9 protein-coding genes are annotated in these 12,446 nt (G+C 36.7%); 4 read left to right on the forward strand and 5 right to left on the reverse strand.

The genetic code is table 11. The annotated features are described in order from the left end of the window. Window positions 1–312: 312 nt before the first annotated feature. The gene (locus HS960_RS12420; RefSeq protein WP_159728974.1) at window positions 313–3,450 is read right to left on the reverse strand and encodes a GH92 family glycosyl hydrolase; all 3,138 of its coding nucleotides are present in this window, start codon (window positions 3,448–3,450) and stop codon (window positions 313–315) included. 739 nt (window positions 3,451–4,189) lie between these two features. Between HS960_RS12420 and HS960_RS12425 the strand changes: the two genes are divergently transcribed. Then, the gene (locus tag HS960_RS12425; protein WP_159728976.1) at window positions 4,190–4,951 is read left to right on the forward strand and encodes a response regulator transcription factor; all 762 of its coding nucleotides are present in this window, start codon (window positions 4,190–4,192) and stop codon (window positions 4,949–4,951) included. Here the strand turns inward: HS960_RS12425 and HS960_RS12430 are convergent. Together HS960_RS12430 and HS960_RS12435 are read right to left on the reverse strand one after the other, a co-directional pair. Continuing rightward, entirely contained in the window at window positions 4,948–5,658 is a 711-nt protein-coding gene (locus HS960_RS12430) for a hypothetical protein (protein ID WP_182332875.1), read from the reverse strand. The genes HS960_RS12425 and HS960_RS12430 overlap by 4 nt on opposite strands. 114 nt (window positions 5,659–5,772) lie before the next feature. Beyond that, the gene (locus tag HS960_RS12435) at window positions 5,773–6,522 is read right to left on the reverse strand and encodes a HesA/MoeB/ThiF family protein (RefSeq protein ID WP_182332877.1); all 750 of its coding nucleotides are present in this window, start codon (window positions 6,520–6,522) and stop codon (window positions 5,773–5,775) included. A 190-nt stretch (window positions 6,523–6,712) separates the two neighbouring features. On the opposite strand from HS960_RS12435, the gene HS960_RS12440 reads away from it, so the two are divergent. Continuing rightward, complete coding sequence (locus tag HS960_RS12440; protein WP_159728982.1) at window positions 6,713–7,063, forward strand: DUF2200 domain-containing protein; 351 nt, start codon at window positions 6,713–6,715, stop codon at window positions 7,061–7,063. A 33-nt stretch (window positions 7,064–7,096) separates the two neighbouring features. On the opposite strand, the gene HS960_RS12445 is transcribed toward HS960_RS12440, so the two are convergent. Beyond that, entirely contained in the window at window positions 7,097–8,350 is a 1,254-nt protein-coding gene (locus HS960_RS12445) for a beta-alanine-activating enzyme beta-propeller domain-containing protein (RefSeq protein ID WP_153846188.1), read from the reverse strand. 24 nt (window positions 8,351–8,374) lie between these two features. Next, on the reverse strand, window positions 8,375–9,589 hold the full coding sequence (locus tag HS960_RS12450; protein WP_202883791.1) for an exo-beta-N-acetylmuramidase NamZ family protein: 1,215 nt from the start codon (window positions 9,587–9,589) through the stop codon (window positions 8,375–8,377). A gap of 225 nt (window positions 9,590–9,814) precedes the next feature. Here HS960_RS12450 and HS960_RS12455 point away from each other — a divergent pair, with 225 nt between their 5' ends. Together HS960_RS12455 and HS960_RS12460 are read left to right on the forward strand one after the other, a co-directional pair. Beyond that, window positions 9,815–10,681, forward strand: coding sequence for a helix-turn-helix domain-containing protein (locus HS960_RS12455; RefSeq protein ID WP_182332881.1), 867 nt, complete (start codon window positions 9,815–9,817; stop codon window positions 10,679–10,681). A 176-nt stretch (window positions 10,682–10,857) separates the two neighbouring features. Beyond that, window positions 10,858–12,378 (forward strand): acyl-CoA dehydrogenase family protein, encoded by a 1,521-nt coding sequence (locus HS960_RS12460; RefSeq protein WP_159728986.1) that lies wholly within the window; start codon window positions 10,858–10,860, stop codon window positions 12,376–12,378. Window positions 12,379–12,446: the final 68 nt, after the last annotated feature.

The following is a 12,446-nucleotide window of genomic DNA, read 5'->3' on the forward strand; positions in this document are numbered from 1 at the left end:
TACAGATAATCGCAAAGATTTACAAATCTTATAAGTGGTTATATCGATGATTTTACGTTTGTTAATAGGATTTAGCAAAACTAAAAATGTTAAGCAAAGAGATTTATGATAACCAATAACAACAAAAGCCTGAAGTGGGGAACTTCAGGCTTTTACTAACTAACCAATTATTAACCTAAATTATGAAACTACAGATATAACGCCGTCCGAAGGCAGTTTCTTATATCAGACCTCTTAGTTTAACCAAACTTTAACACATCCTTACTATACTTCAACTCGCCCTAAGTATGGTGCGGCAATAAAATATATCTTTTATTGGTACAATCCCCATTGCTTATTAGGGCTGGCTCCCATTTCTAAGACGAGCTCTCCTCCCTTTAGAAGTTCAGAAGCATCAAAGTAAAAGGTATTGAGGGGTTTTCCATTTAATGTTGCGCGTTGTACATACATATTTTTCTTATTTGCATTTTTCGCTTTGATAATAAACTGTTCACCTCTTCCATATTTACCATCCAATCTAATCTTAACCTCCTCAAAGAGTGGGCTTCCTATTTCATAAATTGGTTTGACCCTTGTTCCGCCATCTATCTGAAATAAACCAATAGCATTCATGATATACCAAGCACTCATTTGCCCCTGGTCTTCATCGCCGAGATAAGCATTCGAAACCCCTTGGCCATAATAGCGCTCACCTATGGAGCGGCTCCATTTTTGTGTCAACCAGGGCTTACTCAACCAATTAAAAATATAGGCAAAATGCATTGATTGCTGATTTCCCTGAACAACAGGATAATCCCAATATTGATCATTAGGGCCATTATAGCGCCATTTTTCACTTTCTGGAAATCCCCATTCCAATCGTTTTAAAAACACATCCTGGCCGATCATTTTAGCTAGTCCAGGAATATCCTGTGGCACAAAAAAAGTCAGTTGCCATGCATTTCCCTCGACATAATGATGGTTAGCTCCCGATTTAAAAGGGTCAAAATCTTTATACCATTCTCCTTTTGAATCCTTCATCCGAGCATATCCGCTACTGACATCTATCGCATTTTTCCACCAGTTTCCGCGATCATTGAAATAGCGATACTCCTGCTCTTTTCCTAGCGATTTTGCAAACTGCCCAACTGTCCAATCGTCAAAACTATATTCCATTGAATTTGAAAACCGCCCCACATCATAGGGAACGTACTTATATTTTAAATAGACATCCAAATCCCTATTACCCGCAAAACCACCTTCAAATTTCAATGGACTCGTTGTCTGCATTTTTTTAACAGCTTCAAATGCCTTTTCGGTATCGTAGTCTCTAATCCCCATCTGGTATGCCCCAACAATTAACGGTATTTCATGTTCAGCAACCATGACGGGTATATACTCCATTCCAGCCGGCCCTTTCGCCAGCCAGCCATTTGCGTCATACATCGCAAGTTGCGATCTAACCCATTTACTGGACCATTCCGGTGTAACCAGATTCCAAAACTGATTTAAATTCCAAAAGGTATTCCAGAAAGCATCACAGCCTAAGGCGAGATCCCCTTTATGGGTTAAAGTTCGTATCACTTCATCCGAAGACCTCCATTGACCATTCACATCACTAAATGTGTTTCGGCTTGCCAAAGTGCGATACATATTGGTATAGAATTTCTCTTTTTCAAAATAGTCTGAAGACTTTATCTCCAATCTACCTAAAAGTTCATCCCAAACTTTATGTTGATTTTCCACGACCCGATCAATGGACCATCCGAATGGCTCCGACAGTTCCGTTTTTAAATTCTCCTCTGCATTGGCTAAGCTCACATAGGAAATCCCCGTGCGCAGTTGTACAGCCTTATCTTTGTGCACATCAAATTCCACGTACATTCCCGCAAATTGAGCACTATCGGCGACCAAATCGGTCCGTTCTGTTATCTTATCATTATGCCATGTACCATAGTTTTTTATCGGTTTATCAAACTCCATCACAAAGTATACGACATAATCCTGTTTTGCATCCGTGGACCAAACGTTTTCAGATAATTGATTACTGTATCCCACAACCTTATAGTCAGAAACCTTTTTCAGCGAGAAATCTTTAATTTTATAATCATATTCTCCATTAACCTTAAGATCAATCATAATACGTCCTGTGTCCGACTTATGATAAGTATATTGTTGAAAGCTGGAACGTGTACCAGCCGTCAATTTTACATCGATATCGTGATCAAGGAGATGAACAGCATAATATCCCAATGGAGCCTTTTCGCTGGTTTTATCTATTGCTGATCGATATCCTGAATTTGTACTATACTGATCTCCGACCCGAGTTTTCAATTGACCTGCTGTCGGAAATGTTCCCAATCCAGCCATTGTCCATTCGTGAATATGGCTAAAAGTACCAATAGATTCGATAGAAGGCTCATAACCAGCCTGCCAGCCAATATTTTGGTTATCTGGACTTATCTTTACCATGCCAAAAGGCATCCACGGTCCCGGGGCTATCATCCATCTGGAATGTCCTGCACCCATCATCGTGTTCACATAATCTGAAACTCCACCTAGTCTTTTTGGGCCCCGCTTGATTGTTGATGACTGTATTAATTGCCCATTACTATAAATTTCATACTTACTCCATATATCCTTAGCGACATAAGGCATTGGTATTTCAAGTTTCGCTGTACCTTTTTCAAGTGTTTTCTCATAAATTTTCTTTCCATCTAAGACTACTTTCAACTGTTCATCATCTTTCAATTTCAAGAGATCAACCAGCATATTTTGGACGGGTTTCCCTGCACTTAGGATCTCAAAATCAGCTTGCTGTACATTTTTAACAATTACAGAGCGATTAGCTATTAACTTTACTTGCTGTGAACCCAGCAGTTTAAAGGAATCAAATTCAACCCAACCTCCCTTTATGACAGTCATGGTAATCTGATTTCCTCCTTTCTTAATGAGATTAGCTGGTAATGGTATATTTATCGTAGAATTTCCAGATTTTAAAGGATTCTCTAGCGGCTCACCATTTCCTGCTCCCCGCTCCACCTCAAAATTATAGGGCTTGCCATTGATTGCGATCTGTAGCGTAGGTCTATTTTTAGGGTCACTATTTGCTAATTTAACCTGGAGTGTGCACTGACCATTTTTTATACCATTGTTTAACACATAGTATAGATTTAAAAAATGTGTTCTCAGACCAGAGGTTCCTCCAGTCCCCCCCCATTCATTGGCCGGACCGGGCAATACATAGGGTAAATCCTTTGTTAAAGAAGATTGACCGATGATAAACGCATTGTCTTCATAACCAAAATCATGTTCCAAAAATTTCTTATATCCATTCGGAGACAAGGCAAATTCGCTGCTTGAACCGTCTGAATTTCCCAATTGCCAAATTGCGTGCTCCTGACCAACAACAGACTGCACACACATGAACAACAGACCGGTGGCAAAAGAAAGTGAGAAACGTAATTTCATAAGTATCAGATTTTATAATTTTTAATTACATCAGTTGCTTTCCTCGTAAACTATACGAAACAATTCACAAAACACATCACATTGTACATACATTAATAATCTACAAAAAACGTTTAAAAGCAAAACTTTAAGCACAATATTACTACAAAAAAAACAAATATCAAACGAATAAAATCAAAATGTATATACATATAAAAAGAAAAAAATAAACTGAATCTAATTGACACAAGCGTGGGAAAATGAAAAGTTTTGATTCTTAGATGGAAAAGAGCTGTATTTTGCAAAAAAGGGCAAAATATAGTCCAGTGAATAGCTACTCAGAGAAATAGTTTTATAGGAAATTAGCGGGAATTGTTATTATATTTGCTCCAAACTTTGTCAAATATCTTATTTATTTAAAAATTATTATTGGGAAATTGATTTCAATAGGTTATATTTATATAATTTAATTGCAATATTGGGCAAAGGTAAGCAGTAAAACTATTAGATTTATAATCTAATAAATATTCTACACATTTGTGTAGGACATTTATTATCAAGTAAAATAGAGACAAAAAGTGTTGAAATACGTCATTTTTTAGTTCTAGAAAAACATAAAACACGTATAAATACTTAACAAACGGCTATTTTAAATATTTTATTTGAATTTAAGTCATTATTTTTGCCTTACAAATTAGCGTAAAATTTACGCTAATTTATTATTTAGATACTAGAGTAAATCCTTTTTGTAGTTTACAATATGAAAGTTGAGATTGAAGATTTTTTTAAGCCGGTATATGTTAAAGATAATTTTACTAAGGATGACTACGAAATTGTAGATGCCTATATTAATTTTGCAAAGTCTCTCAGCAAATTAACTTACCAAAGCATATATTTAATTGATTATTCAAAAAAGAGCTTTCTGTTCGTGTCTGATAACCCTATATTTTTATGTGGAAATACTCCTTCTGAAGTTCAAAAAAAAGGATATCAGCATTATTTGGATAATGTACCTGAAGGAGACTTACTGCTGTTAAAGAAAATAAATGAAGTCGGATTCGAATTTTTCGAAAATCTTCCGACTGAAGACAAATTAACGCATTCAATATCCTATGATTTTCATTTGAAGCAAGCTAAAGGAAAACCTCTTCTTATAAACCATAAACTGAAGCCTATTCTTTTAGACAAATCTTCAAACCCCTGGATTGCACTATGTGTAGTTTCCATTTCTTCACATGCCAATGCGGGGAATATTAAGTTTAAATCTGACGATGCGGGCAAACAATTTGAATATAATTTAGATACTGATCTTTGGGTAGAATCTCCTCATGTCAAACTAAAACCACGCGAGAAAGATATTCTTCTTTTTTCAGCTCAGGGATTCACAATGGAACAAATTGCCGATAAATTATACGTTTCAATTGATACCATTAAGTTTCACAAAAAGCAAATATTCTCAAAATTAAAGGTGAAGAGTATTACTGAAGCAACAGCATTAGCTATTGAGCTATCTCTATTCTAATTAGATACTCTATTTTTGCCGCCATTATTATCATTAAAACCCATATGTTTTGCTTTAATAGCAAAGCTATCCGAATCATCACTATTAGCTAAACAATATTGAGCGACTTTATTTTTCTGAATGAAGTAATCGAGCCATTCAGTTCTAATATAAATAGGCAGGGTTTCTGAATATAAATAGATGATTGGACTGCCAAGCTCATACGAAGGTATGCCAAGTTTTAGCAGCGTATTAACCAATTTTTTGTCACACTCGGCGATGATTAAGCCGTTATCCAAAAAATGAGGTGGAAAAAATGCATCAAAGAGCATTTTTTTTAAAATGCTGATCCGTTGACCTTCAATCTTCTTCGAAATAATAAATCGTCCGATATGCCAATAGTGATTTACTTTTTGCGACAAAAGCTCTTCTTTTGATACGGAAAATAATTTTTGAATGGGTAATATTGTTTCTCTATCCCAATAGGTGATGCGAATTGATGCATGGATATTATGCATTTTTCGGTCACGCAGAACATAATAAATTGAAGTATCAAAAAAACTTAAATCTTCGCCTAATAAATTCTTATAATGATGAGTATATTCTTCATTAAGAGAATCATCCAAATTATAATATTCAGCTGTCGTCCTTAAATAAAAATGAATGAGTTCAAAAAGTTCTTCCTTTTTAAGTTTAGTGAAATAATAATTATCAGATGTCCAATTCATGTAGATGGTATTCAAGAGCAATAAAAATAAGCACTTTCCTCCTAAATTCCCGCAGCATTAAAATTACTACACAAAAGTGTAATAAAACAATCGATTCTTTATCTTATATTATAATCAGCGAATCATGGATAAATAATAGGAATCTGGAAACAATTTCACAGGTTTTGCTGTTGCCAAATTGAATACGACGTGACTTACCATGCCAGATAGGAGGTATAAACCTAGGGATAGCTGCGGCGGAGGTGACGTCAACGCAATCTTACCATATTCTTCCAAAAATTCCTCGAACCATTTCGTTTCTATACCTTTTGTTTTTAAACTATCCACAATGAATTTCCCGACATTTAATTCAAATGTCTTGTGGGCCTTTTCCAATGAATGTAGATTAAGACCCTCAGGTGGAAGAACTGTTAAAAATCCTGCCCAGCCCAAATTATAAGGATGTACTACCGGTATATTTCTTTTTGCCATATACTGGTCAAAAACAAAAGGAATATCAGAAGAAAAATCCAGCGCATTGATAGCAACCTTATGGTTAATACCGATATCAAATAGATTATCTTTGTCAATAAATTCTGGAAATACTGTTATTTTGGCTTCCGGATTAATTGTCTGTAAGCGATCCTGTAAAGCAATTACTTTCTTTACACCAATATCCTTGTTTGTATAGTTTTGTCTATTTAGATTTGACAACTCGACAATATCACCATCGGCAATTGTGAAATTTTCGAAACCCATACGCAATAAGCACTCTGCAATGTAACTTCCTATTCCGCAACCTCCTATCAGCACAGGAAAGTCTTTGATACGTTGTTGATCCTCTTCTTTAATATGTATGTTATTTCGAATATACCTCAAATCCATATATAATCTTTCAATAATTTTGTATCACATAAAAATAGAATTATAATTTATATTATTATTAAAGAAATTGCTAAGTAAATTCTATAGTTACGTAGCACCAATTAGCGATGTTTTTGCTTAATTTAGCCAACTATCCTTTGTTTTTATTTTCATTCAAAATGAATACCTTTAATAAAATCAATGTGTAAAAATGGATAATACAAGAATATATCGCATGTCATTTGCTGGTGTATACCCGCTTTATATACAAAAGGCCGAAAGAAAAGGACGCACAAAAGAAGAGGTTGACGAAATCATTTTCTGGCTTACCGGCTATAATCCGGTATCCCTACAGCAAACGATTGACGATAAAATCGACTTTGAACATTTCTTTAAACAAGCACCTTGCTTAAACCCGAATGTTTCAAAGATCTCTGGTGTAATCTGTGGCTATCGCATTGAGGATATTGAAGATCCGCTAGTTCAGAAAGTTCGTTATCTCGATAAGTTAATTGATGAACTGGCCAAAGGTAGATCCATGGAAAAAATATTGAGAAAGTAAGACCTGCTACGATTTGTAAATAGCGCGTACTTACTATTCCAATGCATAGATGGCACCATCAGCGGAACTAAAATAAAGCCGATTTCCATCAATCCATATTGTTGAAAAGATACTTCCCATCTGCAGGTAGTCTGCAAAGAGTCTTGTAATATTATCCTCATATTTTTGTTGCAGATCGGCGCGGAGCATATTTTCATCATTTATAAACAATTGCCTATTCTTTTTACTCGACTCCGTTTGAAAAATAGGCACAACTTCTCCGTTTTTTATATCCAATCTATAAATTACACCATCCAGCGTTCCAAAAAAAGCCTCATTACCAGCAATTGAGGCACTGCTAAATGTATTTAAAGGTACTTTAGGTTCAACTATTTTCACGCCGTCCATTCTATTTAAAACAAGTATACTATAGGAATCCGACATGGTTACAACAAGCTTATCGTCAAAAATACTAGGAACACTTGTCCAGCTTCCCGGTTGATGATATACCCAAAATCCACTTCCATTCGTGGCATTTAGCGCATATACATTAAAGTCACGAGCACCAAAATAGACTGTACTGTCGGCGACTGCTGCATGGAACTGAATCTCACCTTTTGGAAAATAACGTTCGCCAACCGTTTTAAACTTCCAATGAAGGGTACCATCTTTTTTCAAACAATAAAAATAACCATCAAAACTACCAATGAAAACACGCTCTTGTGTCAGCGTTGGGGCTGCATGCACAATACCTCCAGTTAGGAATTTCCAAACAAGTTTTCCCGATTTAGCATCTACGGCATAGACATGATGATCCCCAGACCCAAAATAGACTACACCATCTGCAACCGCAGGAGATGAGAGGAAATAGTCCCATACATCATAACTCTTTTCACCATCTGTTGAAAACTGCCATAATTTTCGACCTGTTTGGGCATCCAGGGCATACAAGTAGCCAGCAGTGCTTAAAAAATACACTGTTCCGGCATCAAGAGCAACAGTTGACCGAATTTCACCTGTAGTTTTATACTTCCAAAGTATATTACCGCTCGTTTTATTCAATGCGTAAAGATTACTGTCGCAAGACCCGACAAAAACGATGTCCTGCCAAACGACGGGCGAAGAAAACAGCATTCCCTTTGTTTTGAATTTCCATTTCAACGCGGGATTTAACCTAATGTTGGATTGTGCTGTATAATTTTGACGATCTAGGCCTCTAGCCAGGTGCTGCGCCCGTAATTGACAAAAACATCCCACTGCAATACATAGGATAATAATTGGGCGCCAATCATATTTTAGTCCAAACATCGATGTACTTTTATTCAGGTTATATTATTGATAGATAAGGTATTTTTCCCTAGTCTTTCTATAATTACTTAGGCCCGGCTCCCAGCTTTTTCGGATTTCTTCTTCCGAAACACCGGCTTCAATTTGCTTGCGAAATAAATCTACGCCCACGAGCTTTTCGATACTGCCAATCTGTTTCGAAAATGATTGATCAAAAAACTTGTCTTTTTCCGGAGAATTCCGATAAAGCGCTATCATCCAGGATAGGTTTATTTTTTTGCTATCTACAAGCTGCTGCAGATCATATTTACGCAGGTCTATTCCATAACATTCTTCATTCATAAACAGTGGCGATTCACTCATCCCTTTTTTACTGACGGGGACAAATGAGAAGTCATATATACCCTTATAGATTGGGCTACCAATTACAACAAAGGGATAATCGGTGCCTCTGCCATGATTCACTTTCACACCTTCAAAGAGGCAGGTACTGGGATATAATAGTATGCTTTGTTCCGTATTTAAATTGGGCGAAGGATTGACTGGTAACTTATAAAGCATACTATGATCATAATCTGCTACGGGAATAATCTTCAATTTACATTTCTTTTTAGTATCCATCCAACCTTCTCCATTGATCATCTGGGCGAATTCAGCTGTAGTCATCCCATGTGCAATAGGAACTGGGAATTGCCCGATACCCGACTTATGTTTTGTCTCCAAAATAGGACCATCAATTAGGTAGGCATTGGGATTGGGCCGGTCTAAGATCAAGAGCTCCTTATCATTTTCTGCGCAGGCTTCCATAATATCCCGAAGGGTATTAATGTTGGTATAAAATCTCACCCCCATATCCTGCACATCATAAATAAACAGATCGATATCTTTTAGATCCTTCGCTGTTGGCTTTTTCTTATTCCCATATAAAGAGACAATAGGAATTTTAGTTGTCGGATCGATTTCGTCTCCCACTTCAGTTCCATTACTTGCATTGCCTCGAAATCCGTGCTCAGGTCCAAAGATTCTCACAATCTGAACCCCGCGTGCAAGTAGACTATCAACAAGGTGTCTCCCTTTAATAACCGTAGATGGATTGCCCAATATTGCAATGCGTTTATTCATTAAATAAGGAAGATAACGCTCGGTCTGCTCGGCTCCAGTTTGTATACGATCATTACAATAATTCAACAAGATCTGTGCTGTTGCATTTCTGAACAGGAATAGAGTCAATATAAAAATGAGCACTGGTTTCATATTCATTTGGTTTATAATATTAAAATATAGCCCCTGAGCATCAGGCTATTTATCCGATTGCAAAAACTAAACTAAGGATAAAGCTTTATTTTAGCAAATCATTTGTTAAAATTGATAAACAAGTTTTATCCAGCTACCTTTGGAGTATTATTGTGAGCATGATTTACACATGAAACAATAGATGACATTCAGAAGCTGTGGCATACTAAATTTTTATAATAATAATTGATAATGGAAAAGCAGGTAAATGCGGGTGAGTTTGTAGATCGTTTTATGACAGGTAGTTTGGAGCATCTTCGCTACCAGCAATCGCCGATCAAGATATTTCAGCTCAGTGAAATCGCTCCTTACATTAAATTCCCTACCCCACCTATTTTCTTGGGCTATAACCTCCTCGTTCATATAACTGAAGGTTATTTTAAACATCAAATTGGAGCTAAGGAATACGTTGTAACAGCTCCGGCAATTCTTATCAGCAATTACGGCAATATCTCAACAATAAAGTCGGTCGATAAATCCGCGAAAGGACATTGCGTTTTGATCAACGACAATGCAATGACTTCCATATTCAGGGAACAGGAGATTTTGAATATCTTTAATATCTCGCCCTTACTGAACTTAACTGCGCGAGACAGCAGCGATCTTCAAGAGCTTTTTAGATTGCTTTATAATGAACTGCTTTCGGAATTACCTTATCGAGAACTATTTGAAAATTTATTAAAATCGGCAATTCTAAAAATCATCAAGCTATCTTCATCCAACCTAGCCCTCAATCGGAGACAGGAAATTGCTATGATGTTCAAACAGCTTGTGCACAAAAACTTCAAAAAGCAAAAAAATATTTCATTCTACGCGGATAAACTCGCGGTATCTACAAACTACCTTAATCGATGCGTATTTTCTGTATTCAAGAAATCGTCGAAGGAACTCATTCTTGAAGTGCTGATTATGCACAGTCAATTTCTATTGTTTGAATCCACTAAAAGCATTGCAGATATCTGTTATGAATTGGATTTTTCTGATCCTTCTTATTTCTCACGGCTTTTCAAAAAAATAGTTGGCGTTTCTCCTACTTCTTATCGAAACAGAGCAACTTAGGTTTTCAATATGCACGATTTGTCCTATCTTTTATACTGAAGTACACAAGAGAATCAAATTGATTGCAGTTATTTTTGTGTAAGTGATTGAAGCAAAAAGAGAATTTCAGTTCGGTAGTACACTTTATTCTCGATGTTTCAAATAAATTGTTCCATCATTTAATTACATATTTAAAGATGCTTAAGGTTTCAGAACACAACAATATAACCCAAGATTTCGATTTGTTTATTGCGGATTTTAAAACTAGGCTATCAAGCTTATTTAATAAAGAGTATGATTACAACTCGCTCAGTTTAACGCGAGGGCTACCGCCTGAGTTTTTAGCAGAGATCATGAAAATGCAACCCTTGTCGGTTGCTATTCCAGAACACCACGGTGGTCGGGGCCTTCATGTAAAAGAATGCTTGGGTGTACTGGCAGCAGCTTCTTATGAATCACTATCTTTATCGCTAATCTTCGGGATTAATATTGCGCTATTTTTGGAACCTTTTGCCAAATACGGCGACACCTTACTTCAAGAGAAGGTATTCCCTCAATTTTTGGAAAACCAAGCTATGGGGGGACTAATGATTACCGAACAAGCTTACGGCAGCGACGCACTCAATATGCGAACATCTTACGAACAAAAGGACGATAAGTACTATATAAAAGGTGAAAAACACTGGCAAGGTCTTACTGGAGCTGCAGACTTTTGGCTCGTGACAGCACGCAAGAAAAATGAAAGCGGAGAACTGGTGCGGGATATAGATTTCTTTGTCACAGAGAACGCCGTCGAAGAACAAAAGATTGTTGTTACAAAGAAATACAATAGCCTTGGTCTCTATGCGATTCCTTATGGTGTGAACGACATCGACATCAATGTTCCCACGGACCACAAACTAAATCCGGAAAGTACAGGAATTAAATTGATGTTAGACACCCTCCATCGCAGTAGATTACAATTCCCTGGAATGGGCATGGGTTTTATAAAACGTATGTTGGATGAGGCCATGAAGCATTGTTCCGAACGTCGTGTATCGGGTATTAGTTTAAATGAATTAGACGCTGTTAAATTTCAGTTGTCGCGCATACAGGCTGCATTTACATTATGTTCTGCAATGTGTTCATACAGTGTCTCGATCAGTTCTATCCATAATGACCTTTCAGCCTATGGTGTAGATGCCAATAGTGTGAAAGCATTTGTGACAGACTTAATGCATGAAGCCGCGCAAATATGTGTGCAATTATCCGGTGCAAATGGTTACAGGTTAGACCATGTTGCCGGTCGTGGCCTCATAGACAGTAGACCTTTTCAAATCTTTGAGGGGTCAAATGAAATGCTTTATTCTCAAGTTGCTGAAGCGATCGGTAAACTTATGCGCAAAACCAAAGAAAGCAACTTATTGTCTTTCTTAAAAAAATATAGCTCAACTGAATTTGCAGCACCATTTTTCTCATCAATCTTGAATTTTGACTTTCCGCTACAGCCGAAACAGCGCGAACTGGTTACACTTGGAAAGATAATCGCCCGCGTCATTTGTTTTCAGTATGTTTTACAAATTAACAACGCCGGGTTCAATGATAAGATGACAGAAATAACACGTCAACACGTGAGCATGGATATTTATATGTTGGTAGGCCAATTATCGAATAATAATAATGCCGAACCACTTATGAACTACGACGAAAACACAGATTGGATGAAATTCACTTCTTAATAAGGAGAGATTACAGGAATCAATCTAGTCAGTAAGTTTCAATAAAAGCAAGATGCCACTTCCTATGA

The sequence above is a fragment of the Sphingobacterium paramultivorum genome, assembly GCF_014109745.1.
GTDB lineage: Bacteria > Bacteroidota > Bacteroidia > Sphingobacteriales > Sphingobacteriaceae > Sphingobacterium > Sphingobacterium paramultivorum.

What these genes read in the sequence shown, in the direction of transcription:
- HS960_RS12420 (WP_159728974.1), bottom strand. Translation starts at nt 3,450, where the DNA reads ATGAAATTACGTTTCTCACTTTCTTTTGCCACCGGTCTGTTGTTCATG.
- HS960_RS12425 (WP_159728976.1), top strand. Translation starts at nt 4,190, where the DNA reads ATGAAAGTTGAGATTGAAGATTTTTTTAAGCCGGTATATGTTAAAGAT.
- HS960_RS12430 (WP_182332875.1), bottom strand. Translation starts at nt 5,658, where the DNA reads ATGAATTGGACATCTGATAATTATTATTTCACTAAACTTAAAAAGGAA.
- HS960_RS12435 (WP_182332877.1), bottom strand. Translation starts at nt 6,522, where the DNA reads ATGGATTTGAGGTATATTCGAAATAACATACATATTAAAGAAGAGGAT.
- HS960_RS12440 (WP_159728982.1), top strand. Translation starts at nt 6,713, where the DNA reads ATGGATAATACAAGAATATATCGCATGTCATTTGCTGGTGTATACCCG.
- HS960_RS12445 (WP_153846188.1), bottom strand. Translation starts at nt 8,350, where the DNA reads ATGTTTGGACTAAAATATGATTGGCGCCCAATTATTATCCTATGTATT.
- HS960_RS12450 (WP_202883791.1), bottom strand. Translation starts at nt 9,589, where the DNA reads ATGAATATGAAACCAGTGCTCATTTTTATATTGACTCTATTCCTGTTC.
- HS960_RS12455 (WP_182332881.1), top strand. Translation starts at nt 9,815, where the DNA reads ATGGAAAAGCAGGTAAATGCGGGTGAGTTTGTAGATCGTTTTATGACA.
- HS960_RS12460 (WP_159728986.1), top strand. Translation starts at nt 10,858, where the DNA reads ATGCTTAAGGTTTCAGAACACAACAATATAACCCAAGATTTCGATTTG.